The organism is Kribbella sp. NPDC020701 (assembly GCF_055562215.1).
The window spans coordinates 98,991-120,031 of sequence record NZ_JBVHFT010000021.1 but is presented as its reverse complement, the minus strand read 5'-3'; the positions used below and the strand labels follow the sequence as shown (position 1 = coordinate 120,031).

Below are 21,041 nucleotides of genomic sequence, written 5' to 3'. Positions count from 1 at the left end.
GGCTTTGACTCCCGGCCTTCCCTCGTCGCTCCGGTCGCTACGCTCCCTCCGCTCCTCAGTCCAGGCCGGGAGGCCCCATGACCACGCTGTTCATCCAGGACGTCACCTTGCGAGACGGCATGCACGCCGTCCGGCACCGGATGGCGACCGACGACGTCGCGCGGATCGTCTCCGCGCTCGACGCGGCAGGGGTAGACGGTATCGAGGTTGCCCATGGCGACGGTCTCGCCGGCGGCAGCCTGACCTACGGGCCTGGCTCGCACTCGGACTGGGAGTGGATCGAGACCGCGGCCGCGAACATCTCCCGCGCGCGGCTCACAACGCTGCTGCTGCCCGGCATCGGGACGATCCAGGACCTCAAGCAGGCACATAGCCTCGGGGTTCGGTCGGTGCGGGTTGCGACCCACTGCACGGAAGCCGACGTGTCGGCCCAGCACATCGCGACCGCGCGTGAGTTGGGGATGGACGTGTCCGGCTTCCTGATGATGAGCCACCTCGCGCCCGCCGCCGAGCTGGCCAAGCAGGCCGCCCTGATGGAGTCGTACGGCGCCCACTGCGTCTACGTCACGGACTCCGGCGGCCGGTTGCTGATGGACGGCATCCGCGAGCGGGTGCGGGCCTACCGCGACGTACTGGATCCGGCGACCGAGCTCGGCATCCACGCCCACGAGAACCTCTCGCTGGCGGTGGCGAACTCGGTCGCCGCGGTCGAGGAAGGGGTGACCCGAGTCGATGCCTCGCTCGCCGGTCAGGGTGCCGGGGCGGGAAACTGCCCGATCGAGCCGTTCGTGGCGGTGGCGACGTTGCAGGAGTGGGAGCACGGGTGCGACCTGTTCGCCCTGCAGGACGCGGCCGACGACATCGTCCGGCCGTTGCAGGACCGGCCCGTGCGGGTGGATCGCGAGACGCTGACGCTGGGCTATGCGGGGGTGTACTCGAGCTTCCTGCGGCACGCGGAGGTCGCGGCCGACCGCTACGACCTGGACGTGCGGACGATCCTGGTCGAGGTCGGCCGGCGCAAGCTGGTCGGCGGTCAGGAGGACATGATCGTCGACGTCGCACTGGACCTCGCGAAGGCCTGAACGATCAGCGGAGGAAGTCGCCGACGAGCTTGGCGACTTCCTCCGGCGCCTGTTCCATCAACGGAATCGTGCCGCCTTCGACGATCGCGGAGCGGACCGAGCGGGCCGCGACCAGGTGCTCCTGGAGGATGGCCACGTTGGGGAAGGCGAACGGATCGGCACTCGCACCGATGAGCAGGACCGGAGCTGTCACCAGCCCGATGCGGTCCGCCATCCGGTACCGCGCGCAGGCGCGATGACCCTCAGCCGGGTCGACACCGGGCGCGAGGGCGTCCCGGACGAAGCGCTCGAGCAGCTCGGGGCGGCCGGCGGGGTAGTAGGGCTGACGCAGTTGCCAGAGCTCGGCCAGGTGATTGCCGTCGGCATCGGTCTCGACGTCGTCGACGCCAGTCCCGTGAGACGTCCAGGGTGGCGAGGACAACACCAGCGCGCTGACTCGGTCCGGGCGCGACGCCGCCATCTCCACCGCGACCGCTGCCCCGGTGTGATGCCCCAGCACGGCCGCGTCGGGCACGGAGAGCGCGTCCAGCAACGCGAATGCGCCCGCCGCGTACTGTTCGATTGTCTGTGGCGCAGGCAGTACGGCGCTCAGCCCGAAGCCGAGCATGTCCATCGCGATGACCCGGTGCCGCCCCGCGAGCAACGGCTGGACCTCGCGGAACTCGTCGTACGAGCGCGGAGTCTGGTGCAGGAGCAACAGCGCGGGACCGGATCCGGCCTCGGCGTAGTGCAGTTGGCCGAACGGCGTATCGGCGTACGAACGCCGCGCGGTCATCCAGCGACCAGCGGAGTGTCGACGCCGACCTCGCCGAGCTTCTGTGCGCCGCCGGGATCACCGAGCGGTGCGTCCCGGCCGGGCAGTGGTAGCTCGAAGAAGACCCGGGAGTCGTCGAGGTGTTCCTTCAGCGCGGGGTCCTTCCGTGCGGCCCGGTCGACGACGATCGCCTCGACCGGGCACTCGACCTCACAGGCACCGCAGTCGATGCACTCGTTGCCGTTGATGTAGCTCTTGCGCCCGCCGACATAGATGCAGTCGACCGGACACACCTCGACACAGGAGCGGTCGAGAACGTCGATGCAGTCGGCGCCGATCACATACGTCATGGCAGGTCCTCTCAGGCGGCGTCGGTGGAATGGCCGGGGAACAAGGTCAGTTCGGGGTCCAGGTCCACGGCCACGTGGTTCATGGCAGTGGCGACCTCTCCGAAGCCGACGGACATCAGCTTGACCTTGCCGTCGTAGTCGGTCAGATCGCCGGCGGCGTACACGCGGGGCAGGTTCGTCCGCATGGCCCGGTCGACCGCGACCGACCGGCCGCGGAGTTCGAGACCCCAGTCACGCAACGGCCCCAGATCGCTGATGAATCCGAGCGCGGCGATCACGTGGTCGGCCGGAACGACTGTCTCCTGGCCGTCGCTCGAGCGCAGCGTGACCTTCGTCAGCCGGCCGTCGTCACCTTCGAGCGCGACGACCTGGGTGTCGGTGTGGATCCGGCTGCCGCCGGCCTTGACCCGTTGGACGGTAGCCGCGTGGCCACGGAAGATCGCGCGCCGGTGCACAAGCGTCACGGACCTGGCGATCGGCTCGAGCGCGTCGGCCCAGTCGAGAGCGCTGTCACCTCCACCGACAATGACCACGTCCTGGCCGGCATGCTGCTGTGGGTCCGTGACGAAGTAGGACAGCCCGGAGCCGAGCCACTCCTGGCCGCAGTCGAGCGGCCGAGGGGTCGGCGTACCGATGCCCGAGGTGAGGACGACGGCCCGGGCCCGGACCACGGTCCCGTCGTCGAGGATCGCTACGGCTTCGTCGTCGGTGTGCTCGAGCGAGCGTGCCTGCCGGCCGAGCAGGTACGTCGGTTCGTACGTCGCCGCCTGCTCGACCAGGGCGGCGACGAAATCGCGGCCCTTGATCGCGGGGATGGCGGCGACATCGCGGATCTGCTTCTCCGGGTACAGCGCCATCACCTGGCCGCCGGACTGCGGCAGTACGTCGACCACGGTGGTGGTGAGGCCACGGAAGCCGGCGTAGTAGGCGCCGTACAGGCCGGTCGGTCCCGCGCCGACGATGAGTACGTCGGTCGAGACGGTCTGGGAGGTGGTCACGAGAGTCCTCCTGAGAGATGGGGTGCGCTCGAATGTAGGTATTGCGTACCGGCGACGTCGCGTGGTCGGGACCGCTCACCGGACCGGTAGCCCGAATTCATCCGTGCCGGCAGGGGCGTTCCGTCAGACGAACCGAACTTGTTGGTCTGCCCGGCGCCCGGTGATGTGCTCACTCCACCGATCGCGACGACCAGTGGAGCTGACGTGACCGACACCGTTGAGAAAAGGCAGGTGCGCAAGCATCGGGCCGGCCGGCTGCCCGGTCGGCAGGACTGGTCGAGCTGGCCGCACTATCAGGCCGCCAAGGCGGGATTCCGCGGCTACTGGTACCCGGTGTGCTTCTCCTCGCAGGTGGGGGAGAAGCCGCGTCAGGTGACACTGCTCGGTGAGCGCCTGTTCGTCATCCGCGACAACGGCAAGGTGTTCGGGATGAAGGATCGGTGCCCGCACCGGGGTGTCCCGTTGAGCTACGGCAACAAGCAGTTCCCGGGCACCTTGTCGTGCGTCTATCACGGCTGGACGTTCGACCTGGAGACCGGCGACCTGAAGGCGGCGATCACCGATGGGCCGCAGTCGCCGATCTGCGGGAAGGTGACGCAGCCGACGTACGACGTGGAAGAGCGGCTCGGGATGGTCTGGGTGTACGTCGGCGACGGCGAGCAGCCGCATCCCATCGACGAGCAGCTGCCCGAGGAGCTCGTGTCCAACCCGGCCGTGGTCGGTGCGCGGATCCAGCCGCGGGAGGGCAACTGGCGTTTCGCCTGCGAGAACGGGTACGACGAGGGCCACGCGAAGTACCTGCATCGGACTGCGTTGTGGCGGCTCTTCAAGCCGATGCCGGTGTGGAACACGACGCGGATCGTGAAGCGTGGCCGCTGGATCTACCGGGTCCAGCAGGAGCAGTTCTGGGACGCCGACTTCCCGGGCCTGGGGCACTGGAGCGGCACGGCCTGGTACAAGTTACGGCCGCCGAAGGAGACCAAGAACATCGGCAACACCTCGACGCATCGCGAGACCAACCCGGTGATCGCGGCGCAGGAGTTTCCCGGCTTCGCCTCGGTCAGCATGCCCGGTGTCCTGCGGATCGCCTACCCGACCTTCATCCACTACGAGTTCTACGTACCCGTTGACCAGGGCAATCATCTGTACGTCGGCGTACTGGCGGACTTCAAGAAGGGCCTGAAGACGCTGCCCTTCTACGCCAAGTACCTCGGCGCGGTCCGCTGGCTGTTCCACGGCCAGTTCTCCGGCCAGGACAAGTGGATGGTCGAGGTCACCGACGCGCCGCCGGAGAAGCTCTACCGCCCGGACGACTCGCTGCTGCAGTGGCGCAAGCTCGCCGAGGACACCACCGAGGATCGCCTCGACCGGCTGCGCGAGCAGGGAATCGAGCTCGCCCATGACTGAGATCCTGCTCGGCGTCGGGGCATCGCACTCGACGCTGATGAACACGCACTGGGACCACGTCGTCCACACCGACCGCGCCGAGGCGTTCCGGGCCGCCTTGATCGAGGCCAGGCGGGCGATCGCCGACGCCGACCCCGATGTGGTGGTGATCGTCGGATCGAACCACTTCCGTGGCTTCTGGCTGGACCTGATCCCGTCGTTCACCCTCGGCGTCGGCGAGGTGATCGCGTCCGGCGAGTCGGGTACGCCGAAGGGTCCGCAGAAGACGGATCCGATGTTCGCGCAGGCGCTGGCCACGCACCTGGTCGAGGGCGGCACCGAGGTCGCGATCTCCGCGCGGCTGCAGATCGATCACGGCCAATCGCACGCGATCCAGTACCTGTTGGACGGTATCGACGTACCGGTCGTCCCGTTGGTCGTGAATGTGTTCGCCCAGCCGCTTCCGACGCTGGCCCGTTGTGCCCAGCTGGGGGAGCGGTTGGCGACCGTTCCTGGGGACAAGCGGGTGGTGGTGATCGCGTCCGGCGGGCTGTCGCATCAGTTGCCGTGGCCGAGTGACTGGACCGATCCGGAGAGCGAGGACGAGGCGTTCCTGGTCGAGGCATGGCTGAACGGCCGCGGCGAGTGGGAGCGGTACGACAAGCGTCGCCGCGAGATCATCGTGGCCGCCCAGCCGACGATCTTCCCCGAGTTCGACGAGGCCTTCCTCGACGATCTGGAGAAGGGCGACCTGCGGCGGTACACCGCGATGACGTCGGCGGACCTGGAAGCGGTCGCCGGGAACGGCGGCCAGGAACTGCGCACCTGGCTGGTGATGGCGGCCGCCCTCGGCTTCACGCCTGGCCGGCGACTTTCCTACGCACCGATGCCCGAATGGCTCACCGGCATGGGCGCGGCCGTCATCGATCCTTCGGAGGTACGCCGATGACCACGGCACCGGCTCGGTTGTCCTCACCACCGGCCGGCCCCGCGCCGGAGAGCCGGTTCGTCCAGGCGGACGGTGTCACCTATCACTTTCACCAGCTGGGTGATGGCCTGGACACGATCTTCCTGCACGGTGGCGGTCCGGGTTGCACCGGCTGGAGTGACTTCGGCCCGGTGGCGCCGTACTTCGCCGCGGATCGGCATTGTTTGATTGTTGACATCCTGCAATACGGCAAGTCGGACAAGTGCCGGATCACCGGGCCGATGTGGGACTTCCACGCCGCGAAGACCGTCGCGCTGATGGACGCACTCGGCGTCGGCAAGGCCGATTTCATCTGTAATTCCTGGGGTGGCACCATCGCCCTCTGCCTGGCCGCGCGGTACCCGGAGCGCGTCCGTTCCCTTGTCGTCACGGGCAGCATGCCGGTCTTCTACGGACCGCTGGCTCCGCTACCGGAGCGAGGCCACCGCGGCCGTGCCGCCCGTGACATCTACTACGGCGGCGAGGGCCCGACCCGGGACAAGATGCGTGCCCTGATCACCAGGCTCGAGTGGTACGACGCCGACCGGCTGCCCAAGGAGACCGTCGACCTGCGGTATCAGCAGAGCCTTGACCCGGACGAGCGGGAACTGGCCGCGATGTCGGACTCTCCGCGTGGCGACTGGCAGGACCTCACCAACGAGCTGCCCCTGATCGAGGCGCCCGCGCTCTTCGTCTGGGGACGCGAGGACGCGTTCCTGACGCCGGACTATCCGCTGATGCTGTCGCGGATGGTGCCGCACGGAAACCTGCACGTGATGAATCACGTGTCCCACCACCTGCAGGAGGAACGGCCGGCCGCGTACCACGCCGTGGTCGACGGCTTCCTGCGTTCCGTCGACCATCCGTGATCCAGGAGAACCATGAAGAAGATCCTCGTCCTTCTCGCGGTGCCGGCGCTGGTCGTCGTACTGCACAAACTGCTTGCCCGGAGCAACACCCAGATCCACCGGATCAACCAGCACCGTTGACCACTGGAGGAACCGATATGACGCTTGCCGAGACCATCTGGACCGAGCTGACCGGCACTGAGTTCCGGCTCACGACGGTCGACGCCGGCGGTGTGCCGACGCGATCGCTGCAGGCCGGCGCCGGAGAGCCGGTGATCTTCCTGCACGGCACCAGCGGCCACCTCGAGGCGTTCACCCGCAACCTCGGTGCGCACTCCGGGCGGTACGCCTGCCACGCCATCGACATGCTCGGCCACGGCTACACCGGCAAGCCGGACTACCCGTACGAGATCCCGCGGTACCGCGACCACCTGCTCGCCTACATGGATGCCGTCGGCATCGAGTCGGCCCACATCATCGGCGAGTCCCTCGGTGGCTGGGTCGGCGCCCGGACTGCGATCGACGTACCGGACCGGATCGCGTCACTGCAGCTGCTGTGTGCCGGCGGGACCGTGGCCAACCCGCAGGTGATGGAGCGGATCCGGACCAGTACCCGCGAGGCGGTCTCCCGCGACGACGTCGAGCTGACCCGAGCACGGCTGCGGTTGCTGATGGCGGATCCGGTCGACGCGACCGAGGAGCTCGTCGCGGTCCGGCACGCGATCTATCACCAGCCCGACTTCGTCGAGAACATCGACAACCTGCTCTGCCTGCAGAACATGGAGGTCCGGCTGCGCAACGTGCTGCGTCCCGAGCACCTCGCCCAGATCACTGTCCCGACGCTTGTCGTGTGGGGACGCAACAACCCGTTCGGTGAGGTGCCCGAGGCGAACCACATGCACGAGGCCATCGCCGGGTCTGAGCTGGTGATCTTCGATGAGTGCGGTCACTGGCCGCAGCACGAGCAGGCTGCCCGGTACAACGAGCTCAGCCTCGAGTTCCTCGCGAAGCACCCGGCCTGAGGTGACTGCGATGCGAGCTGTCCGAGTGCACGCATGGGGTGCGGATCCGGTGGTCGAGGACGTCCCGGCGCCGACGCCGAAGGACGGCGAGACGCTCGTCCGCGTCGAGGCGGCCGCGGTGGCTCACCTCGACCTCACCGTTGCTGGAGGCAACTTCGATCTCAAGCCGCAGCTCCCGTACATCGGTGGCGTGGAGGGCTGCGGGACCGTCGTCTCCTCCGACGTCCACGAGCCTGGCACTCGGGTCGTCCTCCGCGGTGGTGGGCTCGGTCTGGTCCGCAGTGGCACGTGGGCAGAGTTTGTTGCCACGCGCAAGGGTGCGACTCCGATCCCCGCCGATCTTCCGCCTGAGGTCGGAGCCACCTACTTCGTCCCGACGACGACGGCGTACGTCGCTCTGCACGACATCGGACGGCTTGGCGCCTGGTTCGGGGCTACTGAGGATGAGGTCGTCGTGGTGGCGGGCGCCGCGGGTGCGGTCGGCTCGATGGTCGCGCAGCTCGCGCTCCGGGCCGGCTGCCAGGTGATCGGTGTCGTCGGGGCCGCACAGGTTGGCTCGCTTCCCGCAGGTGTCGAGCCAGTTCTCCTCGACGACGACGAGCGTGCGGCCGAACTGCTGAAGGACCGGCCCGCCACGCTGCTCGTGGACACGCTCGGCGGCCAGGGCGTGGCCCAGCGCTCGCGCTGGGTGCGACCGGGTGGGCGTGCCGTGATCGTCGGGTATGTCGCCGGCACCGAACTCGGCCTGGATGTGCCGGCCTGGTTGCTCGACGATGTGGCGCTGCTGCCGGTGAACATGATCCGTCGGGACGCTCTCGCCCTCGAGCACGCGCCGCTGCTCGCCGAGCTGCTCGCGAAGGGTGAGCTGACGCTGGAGGTCCAGTCCTTCGCGATGGTGGACACGGCCAAAGCGCTCAATCTGCTGGCGACCGGTGGGCTGCGCGGTCGCGCAGTGATCGTTCCAGGGCCTTGACCATGGCGATCGAGCAGGCGGTGGAGCGAGTGATGCGGCACGTCACCCGCGACCAGCTCGCGGACGCCGTCTGCGGGGTCGTCGACATCCCGAGCCCGACCGGTGCTGAGGGTCGGCTCGCGGCGTGGATTGTCGACAATCTGATCGTCCACGGAGTCGGTGCGCACTTGCAGCCGATCGACGAGCTGCAGGCGAACGCGGTCGGCACGATCCGCGGTGGTGACGGCCCGTCCACGCTGCTCTATGCGCCGCTGGACACGTTCACGACCGGCGATCCGGCGTACGACGTACCGTCGGCGGCCCTCGCGATGCGGGCGGACATGTTGCCGCGGGCCTCGGTGCACGGCGAGCTCGTGCAGGGATTGGGTGCCGGGAATCCGAAGGGCCACGCGGCGTGTGTCCTGGTGGCCCTGGAGGCGCTGGCTGCGTCGGGTGTCGAGCTCCCGGGGGATGTGGTCGGTGGGTTCGGCGCTGGTGGAATGCCGAGCTTCGCCGTCGACGGTGTCCGGCAGAACACGGGTCACGGGGTCGGCGCCGCCTTCCTGCTCGAACGCGGCTTCACCACCGACCACGCGGTGATCGCCAAGCCGGGCTGGACCGTCTCCCATGAGGAAGTCGGCCTGGTCTGGCTCGACGTACTCGTGCCCGGCATCCACACGTACGCCGGGAGCCGGCATCGACTGCAATACCGCAACGCCATCGCGCTCGCCGGCGAAGTGGCCGGGCACCTCGAGTCGTGGCTGGGCGAGTACGCGGCCCGCAACGAGCACGACACCATGCGTCCGCAGGGCATCGTCTCGTCCGTCGTTGGTGGCTCGGAGCGGCTCGCCGCCTCGACCCCGGCGCAGGTTCGGCTGCGGCTGGACCTGCGCATCACGACCGCGCAGACCCCGCCCGGCGTGACCCGCGAGGTGCGGGCAGAGGTCGAGCGACTCGGGGAGAAGCTTGGCGCGGCGCTTCGGGTTGAGCAGGTAGCGGCCATTCCCGCTTCGCACACTTCACCGGATGCGCCGATCGTGCGGGCGACAGTCATGGCGTGGGAGGCCGTGGCGGGGGAGCGGCACGTGCCGATCATGGCCAACAGCGGTGCTACGGACGCCAACATCCTGCGAATGCGCGGCGTTCCCACTGCACGCGTCGGGATGCCGAAGGTACTCGCGACTCCGGCCGGAGAGCCGGTCGACTTCACCGCCGGGATGAACCTGGTCGACCTCCGGGAGATGCGTCGCCTGGTCGAGATCCTGGTCCGGACCGTGCTGTTCGTCGAAGGGAACTGACATGGACGTTCCGCGCGCACGCCCGTACGGCGATGGTCTCGGAGCCGGGGCGAACAGTGTTCTGGGCAAGGCCCGGCTGATCCTCGAGGCATTCGAGATCGACGAGCTCGACCTGTCCCTGTCGGAGCTGTCCCGTCGTACCGGCATCTCCAAGGCCTCCGTGCACCGGTTGTCCCAGGAGTTGCTGGAGTGGGGGATGCTCGAGCGGTCCGGAGCGGAGTACCGGCTCGGGATGCGGGCGTTCGAGCTGGGCTCCCGCGTGCCGCGATTCCGGGTGCTCCGTGACGAGGTTCGTCGGTACATGGAGAACCTCCATCACGCAGCGAAAGAGGCCGTCCATCTGGCGGTGCTGGACGGTCTGGAAGTGCTCTACCTGGAGAAGATCGCCGGCGGGCCGCAGGCGGCGCGACCGTCCCGGATCGCCGGCCGGATGCCGCTGCACTGCACCGCGACCGGCAAGATCCTGCTCGCGTATTCGCCGCCCACGCTGCTCGACGACGTACTCTCCCGGCCACTCGAACGCCTGACGCCGTCCACCGTGATCATGCCCGGGGCGCTGCGCGAGCAGGTTCGCAAGATTCGCGGCGCCGGTCACGCAGTGGAGTCGGAGGAGACGGTCATCGGGTACTGCTCTGTCGCGGTGCCGCTGTTCGGCAGCAGCGGACTGCTCCTCGGTGCGCTGTCGATCACCGCACCCACCTTCCGCGCCGACTGCGCCAAGTACGCCACCGCCCTGACCGATGTCAGCCGGAAGCTGGCGTTGACGCACCAAATCAACTGAGGGCGTGCGTACTGTTCTGTTGTGGAAGAGGTGAGCCCGCGCCGGTACGGCGAAGGCCTCGGTGAGGGGGCCAACAGCGTGCTGGGCAAGACCCGGCTGATCCTGGAGGCCTTCCAGCTCGACGACATCGACGTCTCGCTGTCGGAACTGTCCCGTCGTACCGGCATCTCCAAGGCGTCCGTGCACCGGCTGGCGCAGGAGTTGCTGGAGTGGGGGATGCTGGAGCGGTCTGGTGCGGAATACCGGCTCGGGATGCGCGCATTCGAGCTGGGCTCGCGAGTCCCGCGGTTCCGGGTACTGCGTGACGTGGTGCGGCCGTACATGGAGAACCTGCATCACGCCACCAAGGAGACCGTCCATCTGGTCGTCCGCGACGGGCTCGAGATCCTCTACCTGGAGAAGATCGCCGGCAACGCACAGGCGACGAAACCGTCCCGGATCGCCGGCCGGATGCCGCTGCACTGCACGGCGACCGGCAAGGTGCTGCTGGCCTTCTCCGCACCGACCTTGCTGGAGGAGGTGCTGGCCCGGCCGCTGGAGCGGCTGACGCCGTCGACGGTGACGCTGCCGGGGATGCTCAGGGAACAGATCCGCAAGGCACGGAGCGCCGGGCACGCGATCGAGCTGGAGGAGACCGCGATCGGCTACTGCTCGGTGGCCGTGCCGGTCTTCGGCAGCAGCGGATTGTTGCTCGGGGCACTGTCCATCACCGCGCCGACCTTCCGGGCCGACACCGCCAAGTTCGCCGCCGCGCTGGCCGAAGTGATGCGGAAGGTCGCGGCGACGGGGCAGATCAACTAGCGACCGGTGAAGGCCGGTGGGCGCTTGTCAAGGAAGGCCTGCAGTCCTTCGGCGGCGTCCGCGAGTTCGAGGTTGCGCAGGACGAACTCCTCCTCGACCGCCATCGCCTCGTCGATCGGCAGGCCCCAACCGCCGTCGATGACCTGCTTGACCAGGCCGATGGTTGCTGTTGGCAACGCGGCGAGCCGGGCCGCCTCCCGGTCCACGACCGCGTCGAAGTCACCGCCCGCGACCAGGTCGACCAGCCCTTCGGCCAAAGCTTCCTCGGCCGTCAGCCGGGCGCCGTCGATGATGAGGCGCTTGGCCCGGTGCGGACCGATCAGCCGTGGCAGCCGCTGCGAGCCGCCGGCGCCGGGGAAGATGCCCAGCCGTGTTTCGGGAAAGCCGAAGGTCGCGCGGGCGTGCAGGATGCGGAGGTCGCAGGCCAGCGCGAGCTCGGCGCCGCCGCCGAGGGCGTGACCGTTGAGCGCGGCGATCACCGGCTTCGGGGCGAGCTCGAGTGTGCGCTGCACCTCGACCCAGCGCCGCATCGCCCGATATGTCGCCGGTTCCAGCCGCCGCATCACGGTGATGTCGGCGCCTCCCACGAAGACCTTGTCCTTGCCGCGGACAACGATGCACCGGACGGCGGGATCGTCGGTCAGCGCGGGCAGACTGTCGATGAGCCGCTCGATCAGGCGCGGATCCACGGTGTTCACCGGGCCGTTGTCGATGGCCAGCGTCGCGATCGGGCCGTCGTACCGGATCTGGAACCCGTCGTTCATTCGAGGACTCCTTCGACGTGGAGGTCGGCGAGGTGCTCCGGGGCGAGGTGGAGCAGTTCGGTGAGCAGTTCGTCGGTGTGCTGGCCCAGCAGAGGAGCTGGGTGCCAGAGGCCTCCGGGAGTGCTGTGGAGATGTGCGGTCACGCCTTCGTGCAGCACCGGGCCGGCGAGCGGATGAGCGAGCTGTTGGTAGAAGCCGCCGGAGGCGAGTTGCGCATCGCGCTCGACCAGATCGCGGCCGTCGCGCACGGGGTAGGCGGGGATGTTCAGGAATTGGAGACGGGCGGCGAGAGAGTCAGCGTCCTGCTGCGCGACGACATCAATGAGATCCGCCGCCGTTGTGCCGAGCGCCGAGGCCAGGGCGTCGTCGGTCAAGGCCGCGATGGCGATCCAGCGGTCGTCGCCGAGGCACCTGATCACGCGCGGGAGCGGGGCTGCGGCTGGCCGCTCTCCGTCGGAAGGTAGCGCTGCCTCGATCACGGCTGGGCCGAGGTGAGCTGCCATGGCTTCCAGCTGGGACAGGTCAACGTGGCCGCCGATGCCTTGGTGGAGGAAATCCAGGATGGCGAGGGTCGCGGCGTTGGCGGCGACCATGTCGCCGAGGCCGAAGGTCAGGCCCTGCGGTGGCTGGCCCGTCTCGTAGGTCAGTCCGGACATCGCGGCCAAGGTGTCCGCGAAGGTCACCGCCTGCCGCCACGGACCGGTCTGCCCGACCCCTGCCATCGACACGAGCACGACGTCCGGGTTCAGGTTCCGCAGGTCCTGGTAGCCAAGACCCCAGCGGTCCAGAACGCCTGGGCTGAAGTTCTCGATCACGACGTCGACGGTGGCGGCGAGTTGCCGCAGCAACTCCTGGCCCTCCGGCTTGCGCAGGTTCAGCGCGAGGCTGCGCTTGTTGCGGTTGAAGTTGAGGAAGTAGCCGCTGTCGTCGTACGTCGACTCCGGCCGCAACCGCATCGACGGCGCGAAGCGGGTCGGGTCCTGCCGGTGCATCGACTCGACCTTGATGACGTCCGCGCCGTGCTCGGCCAGCTGCTTGGTCGCATACGGACCGGCCAGCACCCAGGTGAGATCGAGGACCCGGACGCCGTCGAGAGCCGCGCTGCCCGCCGTACGACGTCTTGGCGGGGCGACCTGGTCACGGCGCAGCCAGCTGACGGAGGCGTCGACCTCCTGGGGTTCGTGGAGTCGCACCGGCCTTGTGAGCGACTCGAACGGGAAGCCGACATCGCGGACCAGGCCTGCTGTGGTCTCGATGTCCAGGAAGAATCGACGATCCAGCAGTTGCGGGTTCGTCAGCACCTCGGGCGGCGCGGCAACAGTTGCCCAGGGCAACCCGCGAGCCCGGGCGCCGGTGGCGATCTCGTCGGTGCTGCGCCGGGCGACGAACGCGCCGACCACGTCGTCGACGTACGGGCGGTGGTGCCAGCGGTAGGCCGCGTCCTGCCAGCGATCCTCGGTCAGGTCGGCGGCCTCGCCTTCCTCGGCCATCCAGGCCAACAGGTCGTCCCACATCCGGTTCGGTCCCGAGTAGCCGCCCGCCACATGGCCGTCCTTGGCCGCGAAGACGCGATGCGCGACGTGGCCGTATACACCCGACGTCCGCCCGGGGATCGTGCCGGCGTGGATCCAGGCGATCGCACCCGTCTCCAACGTCGCGGCGACCACCTCATGGACCGAGATCTCGGCGAGCTGACCGACGCCGGCGCGCTGCTTCGCCAGCAGCGCCAGCATCGCGGCGATGGCGGCGTGCGTACCCGCCAGCTGTCCGGCCTGCTCCCGCGGCGGCGGCTCCGGCGCCTCGCCCGGCGCACCTCCGAGCCACGCCATTCCGCCTGCCGCAGTGGCCACCAGATCGTCCGCCTGCCAGGTCTTGCACGGTCCCCAGGTCCCGAACGGCGTGACGACGACGTGCACGACGTGTTGCCAGGCGACCCCGCGCCGCTTCAGCGTGCGGATCCGGTCGAGCGGCCCGGACTCGAGCACGACGTCCGCCTCGGGCAGCAGGCGATCCAGTACAGAGTCGAGCTCGCCCTCGTCGGGCACGTGCAGCACGCGCTGACCCGCGTGCCAATGCAGTCGATCCGCTCGGTCGGTGGTTCGATCTCGCTCGATCCGGATGACGTCGGCCCCCATCCCGACGAACAGCCGACCGGCCGCTCGGGCGAGATCGTCGGTCAGGTCGAGGACACGAAGGCGACTCATGGATTCTCCGATTCGGCATCCCAGGTGTCCGGCGGCCCGCCACGGGAGCGCAGCTCGGCCCTGGACACCTTCAGATTGGTGTTGCGCGGAAGCGACTGCTCGATACTGACGAAGCGGGGGAGTGCGTGCCGTGGCAGCCGGTCGACACAATGGCGCCGTACCTCGGCCGGATCGAGGACCTGGCCGGGCAGAGGTACGACGACCGCGAGCACTTCGTCCTCGGTCAACTCGGACGGGATGCCGACGACTGCGACCTCGGCGACTCCCGGCATACCCGCGATGACCTGCTCCACCGCGTCGGGGGAGATGTTGATGCCACGCCGCCGCACGACGTCCGCGCTACGGCCTTCGAAGTACAACCAGCCGTCGTCCAGCCGCACCTGATCGCCGGTGTGGAACCAGCCGCCACGCCAGGCGTGTTCGGTCGCCGCCGGATCACCGACGTACCTGCTGAAGGTCAGATCGGGCTGCTCGGGACGGACGAGTAGCTCGTTGTCGACGATCTTCAAGCTGTACTCGGGCACCGGTCGGCCGGCGGCACCTGGGCGGACCTCATCGGCGTACGTCGTTGCCACGTCGCCTAGCTCGGTGCATGCATAGGCTTGGAGCAAGGTGATGCCGAAGCGGTCCTGCATGGCGTGGAACAGGTACTCCGGCGCCGGCCCGCCGTACGCGCGCCGGACCAGGTGATCGCGATCGTGGTCAGACGGTGGCTGGCGGAGGAGGAGTGCGCACACGGCTCCCATGAAGTTGAAGGCGGTGATGCGTTCAGCTCGGACTGTGTCCAGGAATCCGGATGCTGAGAACCGTGGTCCGATCACCAGTCGCGCACCCGACAGCACCGCCGGCAGGAACGCCGCGTGCCGGGCGTTGATGTGCTGCCAGGAGAAGAAGCTGTAGAGCACGTCAGACTCGTCGTACTGCATGGCCCGCTGGACTCGTGCCGCCTGGCCGGGACCGGCCGCCACCGGGAGCAGAGCACCCTTCACCCGGCCGGTCGTGCCTGAGGTCGTCATCACCGTAGCTGGATCGCTCGGCGCACTCTTGTGCGGCGAGATCCGCCGCCCGTCGGCGATCAGGTCCGCCAGCGACACCGCGTCCGATCCGCCGCCACGCACCATACGACCTACTATCGTGTGGCCGGCTTCCACGGTGATCGTCGTCGTGCAGTTGGTTGCCTGGAGCAAGGTCTGGATCCAGGTCCCGTCCAGATCCGGAGTGAGCGGTAGTTCGACAGTACCGAGGGCAGAGAGCGCGGTTGTGACCGCGATTGCCTCCGGACCGGGTGGGAGGCGGGTCGCGACCGCGTCGCCTGGTCCGACGTAGCGCGACAGTGCACCGGCGATCGCCAGCCCGCGCTCCCACAGAGCTGCCGCAGTCCACCCGGGCGCTCCCGCCAGCCGGACGAGCTCGTCGTCCGGTCTGGTCTCGGCCCGCCGCGCCACGATCCCGTGGAACGACACCGGTGACTGCTCTGCTCCGCTCATCTAGTCAGATTGCTCCGCCGATGGCAGCGATCGCCGCGGTGCCGGACTCGCCGACCTTCCCGTCGAGGACGTCGTCGAACCGCACGGTTGCGCCCAGGGCCGCGGAAAGGTAGATCGCCCGTACCAGCGCCAGCGAGAGCAACGCCTCATCGATCGTGACCAACGGAGGTCGCTTGCGAGTAATGGCGTCAGCGATATCGTCGTACTGGCGAAGGTGCCCGGTCACGAAGAAGTCTGCGGCTCGGGGGCTTGACCGCAGTTCGCTTGTCTCGATGCGTTGCGGAGCCTGATTCTCGGGGTCTTCGGCGTTGTCGGGATCGCCGTCGAGCGCGTGGAAGAACTCCAGCCGCGAGTCGTCGACCACCGCGGCGCCCCGCGAACCGTGGACCTGAAGGCGGGTCGGCACGCTCGGATAGACCGCCGTCGTACACAACAGCGTCGCCAACGCCCCGGACTCGAACCGGATCGTCGCCGTGGCGGTGTCCTCGATCTCGATGCGTTCATGGCCGAGCCGCGCCGTGTGGGCAGCGATCTCGACGGGCCGGCCGAGCAACCAACGCAGCAGGTCGACGTGGTGGACACCTTGGTTCATCACGGCGCCGCCGCCGTCCATGAGCCAGGTTCCGCGCCAGGCCCCCTGGTCGTAGTACTGCTGACTCCGGTGCGCGGCCATGGTTGTCGTTGCTGAAGTGATCCGCCCGAACGATCCGCACTCGATGGCGTCCCGGACAACCACATTGGCCGGATTGAACCGGTGCTGGCTGATGACCGAGACGCATCGGCCCCCCTCGGCCGCTCGCTCAGCCGCGTCGATCAGCCGACGTGCCTTCTCGACGCTCACGTCCAGAGGCTTCTCGATCACCAGGTGAACGTCGTACTCGAGTGCCTCGAGCGCCTGCTGGATGTGCAGCCCGCTCGGCGTGCAGATAACCACGACCTCGGCGGTGCGAGCTTCCAGGGCCTCAGAAAGACTGTCGTACGCCGCCGGCGCGGTGCCACCCGCACCGACGATGGCCGCAGAGGCCGCGTCGATCATCGCCGGATCAGGGTCTGCTAGTCCGGTGACGACGAATGATGGATGCTGCGTCAGGACAACTCCGTGATGCCGGCCGATGATGCCGCAACCAACGATCAGGGCAGTAAGTGTGCTCTCTGTCATGGTGTTCACAACTTCCTGTCCGGTGCGCGGGAATCACTGCTTGAGAATGCGATTCATCCGCGATGATCGTTCGTCGACCCGCAGGTCGTCCCACGGCACGGTCGCGACGCGCTGCTCAACCGCCTTCAGATAGGTGAGGTTGTCGAGCGTGCGCTCGTCCAGCGGCTGCTCCTGGCTGAAGTCCTCGACCGTCACCCAGCCGTCGTACCCGACCAGCCGAAGGGCGGCGAAGTACGCGAAGACGCTGGCCTGGCCGCGGCGAAGCGGCGCCCAGTGGTGACCGAAGACTGTCGCGCCTTCAGGATCGAGGCCCTCCAGCGGCTCCCACACGGCGTTCTTGACGTGGATATGGGCGAGATAATCGCCAAGCATCTGGAAGACGCCGAGGTAGTCCTCCTGCCCTTCGATCACGGTGTTACCCAGGTCGTGAATGACCCCGACATGCTGTGGATCCAGTCCGTCGAGGAGGCGCAGCGCCGCTGAACCGGAGGCAGTCAGCAGCCGGTGATGGGTCTCGACGAGCGCCTTCACGCCATGCTCGGCGGCCCGCTCCGCGATCCACGCGTAGTGCTTTCGGGTCTCGGTCATCAGCGCCGGATACGACTCCCCAGTGGTCAACATCGGCGAGTTGACCCGCACTTGACGCGCGCCGAGCGCGGCGGTGACTGCCAGCAGCCGTTCGATCTTGTCGAGATTCTCGGGGCTGGCATCGGAGTACCCCGCGATCGCGGAGATCTGCAGGCCGGCCGACGCGGTCAGGTCCCGGTACCGGTCGACGTTGTCCTCGATGCCGGTCAACGGCAGATGGGACAGGTTGCCCTCCCAGAAACCCGGTACGTCGGCGGGCGGGCTATCGATGAGGCCCCACTCGATCCCATCCCAGCCTTGTTTGGCCAGGCTCTGGACCGTCTCTTGAGGCGTCCAGGTCGGAGTAGAGGCAGTGAACACAGAGAATTTCACAGTGAGACCCCTTCGATGAGAGTCGACCAGGTCATGCCTGCGGGACGGCCAGCTGCTCCCTGGTCGGGATCACGCGACGCCGAGCAGGCCCCGCTGGCCGGATGTTATGCACCTGCCGGGTGGGGCGACAGCAAACTCGGTCCGCTAGGCGAACCGCTAGGTCAGGTCTCAGGGGCTGGGCGGCGGGATCTCACGCTGGAGGCCGGGTGTGTCATGTGGGCGGGGGAGCTGTGGTGCGGCGGGATACCAGGGTGGGAGAGAGCTTGACTTGGGCTGATGGCCGGTGTCGGTCGGCGATTCGGTCCAGCAGGAGGCGCGCGGTTTCGGCGCCGATATGGCGGCCGGCTTGGTCGACGCTGGTGAGTGAGACCGGCCCGAGAGCGGCGACCGTGGTGTTGTCGTAACCAGCGACAGACACGTCATCCGGAACCGAGATGCCGGCCTCGGTAAAGGCCTCGAGCACGCCCATGGCGACGATGTCTGCGCCGGCGAAAACGGCAGTGGGCAGTCGTGGCCGGGCGAGCAGTTCCCGCGCGCCCAGGTAACCGCCTACCTGGGTGTAGGTGGTGGAGACGATGTCGATCTCGTCGCCGAGGCCGTGGGCGCGCATCGCCTGTTTGTAGCCTTCGGCACGGATCGCGTTGGGCATCTCCGCAAGGCGGGCGCGGTCGGTCTCGGCGTGCTCGATGTGGGCGATCCGGCGGTGCCCGAGGCCGACCAGGTGGTCGACGACGAGCGTGGCGCCCGCGAGGTCGTCGTCGGACACGATGTCGTAGAGGGGGGAGTGCCCGTGCCGGCCGACGACCACCGTCGGCACGGTCCTGGCGACGTGTTCGAGACGCGACCGAGACGAGACAGGGGCGATCAGGACCATGGCATCCATCCCGCGATCGATCATCGCATCGGTGACGCGTGCCTCCGCCTGTTCGTCGTTGCAGCCGCCTGGCCCCAGCAGGACTTGGTAGGAGGTATCTCGAAGAGCTTCGGTCAGTCCGTCGAGGATCTCGGGAAAGAACGGGTTGCGGATGTCCGGCAGCATCACACCGATGGTGTAGGTCTGACCGCGCATGCCTCTGGCCGCGGCGAACGGCCGATAGCCCAGCTCGGCGATCGCCTGCTGCACCCTCGCTCGCATGGCCGGGCTGGCGCCGTACGCGTTGCGCAGCACCTTGGAAACGGTGGTCGTGGAGACCCGTGCGTGCTGGGCGACATCGACGATGGTGACCCGTCGTGGTTGCGTCGGCGGCTCCATGTGTTCTTCCTCCGACCTTGCATCACAGATGAGAAACGTTACCCAGAGGATAGACGGCTGAGATGTTGACGTCACGGAGGCTCAACTCCTAGAGTCTGGAGAACTTTTTGGGGAACGTTACCCACAATCAGTGAAACGTTTCATGAGGGCGGGTTCGTCTGTGATTTCTGCACCGAGCGACAAGCTTCCGAGCCGGGCTGCCGTCGTGCCGATCAGCCGCCGCGCCACCCCGGCCCGGCGCAGGCTGAGCAACACTCCGCCGTGGTGGTTCGCACTGCCGGCGATGGTGCTGTTCGCCTTCGTCGTCCTGCTGCCGAGCGCGCGTGGCGTGTACTACGCCTTCACCAACTGGGATGGGCTCGATCCGAGCTATTCCTTTGTCGGTCTGGACAACTTCGTCGCCATGTTCCGCGATCCCGACGCGATGCAAGCGATCTGGCACACGCTGCTCATCGCGGTGGCCATCACGATCATCCAGAACGGGATCGGCCTGCTGCTGGCACTCGGGGTCAACAGCGCCATCAAGTCCCGCAACGTGCTGAGAGTGTTTCTGTTCGCGCCCGCGGTGGTGACCCCGATCGTGACGGCGTACCTGTGGCGCAACCTGCTCGGCCCGGACGGCGCAGTGAACAGCCTGCTGAGCGCGGTCGGACTGACCGGCTGGCAGCAGAACTGGCTGGGCGACCCGGGTCTTGCACTGTGGTCGATCGTCGGGGTCATCGTGTGGCAGTTCGCAGGGTACTCGATGGTCATCTTCCTGGCCGGTCTGCAATCCGTGCCGAGAGAGATCTACGAGGCCGCCGATATCGACGGCGCCGGCCCGGTTCGGCGTTTCTGGTCGGTGGTCCGCCCGTTGCTCGCCCCTGCCTTCACCATCAACCTGATGCTGTCGATCATCGGCGGGATCAAGCTCTTCGACCAGGTGTACGCGTTGACCGGCGGCGGTCCAGGACATGCCACCGACACGTTGTCGACGTTGATCTACAAGGACGCCTTCACACTGGGCGAGTTCGGCTACAGCATCGCCCTCGCGGTGGTGCTCACGATCATCGTCGCGGTCGCCTCCACCGGTCAGTACGCCGTACTGGCCCGGAACGAGAGGGCCGCGTCGTGAGCCGCTACCGCCGGCGTACGTTCGGTTTGGAACTCGTGATGATCGCCATCGCCCTGGTGGTCGGCTTCCCGTTGTACGTGCTGGTCAACCTGGCCGTCCGGGCTCCGTCCGACACGTCATCGCCGATTCGGCCGACCACGTCGCCCACGCTCGACAATTTCGCGGAAGCCTGGCAGCGGGGCGCGCTCGGCGGGGCATTGCTCAACAGCGTGCTGGTGACTGTCGTCAGCGTCGTCATCGTGCTGGCGGTGTCCTCGTTCGCCGCCTATCCATTGGCTCGTGCCACCGCACGATGGTCCCGCGGGATGTTCCTCCTGATCATGCTCGGCTTGGCGCTGCCCTTCCAGCTGGCCGCGTTGCCGCTGTACCAGACCATGCGCGACCTCGGTCTGCTCGGCACCCCATGGGCTCTGATTCTCTTCTACTCCGGCCTTCAGGTGCCATTCACCACCTTCCTCTATCTCGGTTTCCTGCGAGCTCTACCACGAGACTTCGAGGATGCCGCGCTGATCGACGGCTGCACACCCACACAGGGTTTCCGGTACGTCGTGTTCCCGATGCTGAAGCCGATCACCGTCACGGCCCTGGTGCTCAACGCCGTCGCCATCTGGAACGACTTCTTCACTCCGCTGCTGTACCTGAGCGGCAGCGGACAGCAGACCATGCCGGTCGCGATCGCCGGCTTCGTCGGTCAGTACGTCACCGACTGGAACCTCGTCTTCGCCGCACTGGCGATCAGCATCGTGCCGATCCTGGCCGTGTACTTCGCACTTCAGCGCAGCATCATCAACGGCTTCGCCGGCGGACTCAAGGGATGAGACAAGCCGCTGGCCTGCCCCACGCCATTCATCGACCGACCATT

General features: G+C 67.9%; 20 protein-coding genes. 11 read left to right on the top strand and 9 right to left on the bottom strand.

Annotation, left to right across the window (positions count from 1 at the left end; genetic code table 11):
• The first annotated feature begins 77 nt into the window (after positions 1–77).
• Positions 78–1,082, top strand: coding sequence for a 4-hydroxy-2-oxovalerate aldolase (dmpG, locus tag ACZ3HV_RS37965; protein WP_465691813.1), 1,005 nt, complete (start codon positions 78–80; stop codon positions 1,080–1,082).
• Positions 1,083–1,086: 4 nt separating this feature from the next.
• On the opposite strand, the gene ACZ3HV_RS37960 is transcribed toward dmpG, so the two are convergent.
• From ACZ3HV_RS37960 to ACZ3HV_RS37950, 3 genes are read right to left on the bottom strand one after another with little or no spacing between them, the layout of a single operon-like run.
• Positions 1,087–1,857, bottom strand: coding sequence for an alpha/beta fold hydrolase (locus ACZ3HV_RS37960; RefSeq protein WP_465691812.1), 771 nt, complete (start codon positions 1,855–1,857; stop codon positions 1,087–1,089).
• Positions 1,854–2,186: an indolepyruvate ferredoxin oxidoreductase subunit alpha gene (locus tag ACZ3HV_RS37955; RefSeq protein WP_465691810.1), complete on the bottom strand. Its 333-nt coding sequence runs from the start codon at positions 2,184–2,186 to the stop codon at positions 1,854–1,856. The genes ACZ3HV_RS37960 and ACZ3HV_RS37955 overlap by 4 nt, the downstream gene beginning before the upstream one ends.
• Before the next feature lie 11 nt (positions 2,187–2,197).
• Positions 2,198–3,184: an NAD(P)/FAD-dependent oxidoreductase gene (locus ACZ3HV_RS37950; protein ID WP_465691808.1), complete on the bottom strand. Its 987-nt coding sequence runs from the start codon at positions 3,182–3,184 to the stop codon at positions 2,198–2,200.
• 204 nt (positions 3,185–3,388) lie between these two features.
• On the opposite strand from ACZ3HV_RS37950, the gene ACZ3HV_RS37945 reads away from it, so the two are divergent.
• From ACZ3HV_RS37945 to ACZ3HV_RS37910, 8 genes are all read left to right on the top strand, one after another.
• Positions 3,389–4,591, top strand: coding sequence for a Rieske 2Fe-2S domain-containing protein (locus ACZ3HV_RS37945; protein ID WP_465691806.1), 1,203 nt, complete (start codon positions 3,389–3,391; stop codon positions 4,589–4,591).
• Complete coding sequence (locus tag ACZ3HV_RS37940; protein WP_465691804.1) at positions 4,584–5,519, top strand: DODA-type extradiol aromatic ring-opening family dioxygenase; 936 nt, start codon at positions 4,584–4,586, stop codon at positions 5,517–5,519. Before ACZ3HV_RS37945 ends, ACZ3HV_RS37940 begins: the two co-directional genes overlap by 8 nt.
• Positions 5,516–6,406: an alpha/beta fold hydrolase gene (locus tag ACZ3HV_RS37935; protein ID WP_465691802.1), complete on the top strand. Its 891-nt coding sequence runs from the start codon at positions 5,516–5,518 to the stop codon at positions 6,404–6,406. The genes ACZ3HV_RS37940 and ACZ3HV_RS37935 overlap by 4 nt, the downstream gene beginning before the upstream one ends.
• A 137-nt stretch (positions 6,407–6,543) precedes the next feature.
• Positions 6,544–7,407: an alpha/beta fold hydrolase gene (locus ACZ3HV_RS37930; protein WP_465691800.1), complete on the top strand. Its 864-nt coding sequence runs from the start codon at positions 6,544–6,546 to the stop codon at positions 7,405–7,407.
• 10 nt (positions 7,408–7,417) lie between these two features.
• A complete protein-coding gene (locus ACZ3HV_RS37925) occupies positions 7,418–8,380 on the top strand; it encodes a quinone oxidoreductase family protein (protein WP_465691798.1) in 963 nt (320 codons plus the stop codon).
• Between the two features lie 2 nt (positions 8,381–8,382).
• Complete coding sequence (locus tag ACZ3HV_RS37920; RefSeq protein ID WP_465691796.1) at positions 8,383–9,657, top strand: M20/M25/M40 family metallo-hydrolase; 1,275 nt, start codon at positions 8,383–8,385, stop codon at positions 9,655–9,657.
• A gap of 1 nt (position 9,658) precedes the next feature.
• Positions 9,659–10,438, top strand: a complete 780-nt coding sequence (locus tag ACZ3HV_RS37915) for an IclR family transcriptional regulator (RefSeq protein WP_465691794.1) — start codon at positions 9,659–9,661, stop codon at positions 10,436–10,438.
• Positions 10,439–10,459: 21 nt separating this feature from the next.
• Positions 10,460–11,239 carry an IclR family transcriptional regulator gene (locus ACZ3HV_RS37910; protein WP_465691792.1) on the top strand — a complete coding sequence of 260 codons (780 nt, stop codon included), beginning with the start codon at positions 10,460–10,462 and terminating at the stop codon, positions 11,237–11,239.
• Here ACZ3HV_RS37910 and ACZ3HV_RS37905 read toward each other — a convergent pair.
• The 6 genes from ACZ3HV_RS37905 to ACZ3HV_RS37880 form a co-directional block, all read right to left on the bottom strand.
• On the bottom strand, positions 11,236–12,003 hold the full coding sequence (locus ACZ3HV_RS37905; RefSeq protein WP_465691790.1) for an enoyl-CoA hydratase/isomerase family protein: 768 nt from the start codon (positions 12,001–12,003) through the stop codon (positions 11,236–11,238). The genes ACZ3HV_RS37910 and ACZ3HV_RS37905 overlap by 4 nt on opposite strands.
• The gene (locus ACZ3HV_RS37900; RefSeq protein ID WP_465691788.1) at positions 12,000–14,207 is read right to left on the bottom strand and encodes a CaiB/BaiF CoA-transferase family protein; all 2,208 of its coding nucleotides are present in this window, start codon (positions 14,205–14,207) and stop codon (positions 12,000–12,002) included. Before ACZ3HV_RS37900 ends, ACZ3HV_RS37905 begins: the two co-directional genes overlap by 4 nt.
• Positions 14,204–15,694, bottom strand: coding sequence for an AMP-binding protein (locus ACZ3HV_RS37895; protein WP_465691786.1), 1,491 nt, complete (start codon positions 15,692–15,694; stop codon positions 14,204–14,206). The genes ACZ3HV_RS37900 and ACZ3HV_RS37895 overlap by 4 nt, the downstream gene beginning before the upstream one ends.
• Before the next feature lie 4 nt (positions 15,695–15,698).
• Positions 15,699–16,853, bottom strand: a complete 1,155-nt coding sequence (locus ACZ3HV_RS37890) for a Gfo/Idh/MocA family protein (RefSeq protein ID WP_465691784.1) — start codon at positions 16,851–16,853, stop codon at positions 15,699–15,701.
• 33 nt (positions 16,854–16,886) lie between these two features.
• Positions 16,887–17,813 (bottom strand): sugar phosphate isomerase/epimerase family protein, encoded by a 927-nt coding sequence (locus tag ACZ3HV_RS37885; RefSeq protein WP_465691782.1) that lies wholly within the window; start codon positions 17,811–17,813, stop codon positions 16,887–16,889.
• Positions 17,814–18,024: 211 nt separating this feature from the next.
• Positions 18,025–19,065, bottom strand: coding sequence for a LacI family DNA-binding transcriptional regulator (locus tag ACZ3HV_RS37880; protein WP_465691780.1), 1,041 nt, complete (start codon positions 19,063–19,065; stop codon positions 18,025–18,027).
• A 160-nt stretch (positions 19,066–19,225) separates the two neighbouring features.
• On the opposite strand from ACZ3HV_RS37880, the gene ACZ3HV_RS37875 reads away from it, so the two are divergent.
• Both ACZ3HV_RS37875 and ACZ3HV_RS37870 read left to right on the top strand, forming a co-directional pair.
• A complete protein-coding gene (locus ACZ3HV_RS37875) occupies positions 19,226–20,179 on the top strand; it encodes a carbohydrate ABC transporter permease (RefSeq protein ID WP_465691779.1) in 954 nt (317 codons plus the stop codon).
• The gene (locus ACZ3HV_RS37870) at positions 20,176–20,997 is read left to right on the top strand and encodes a carbohydrate ABC transporter permease (protein WP_465691777.1); all 822 of its coding nucleotides are present in this window, start codon (positions 20,176–20,178) and stop codon (positions 20,995–20,997) included. The genes ACZ3HV_RS37875 and ACZ3HV_RS37870 overlap by 4 nt, the downstream gene beginning before the upstream one ends.
• Positions 20,998–21,041 lie beyond the last annotated feature (44 nt).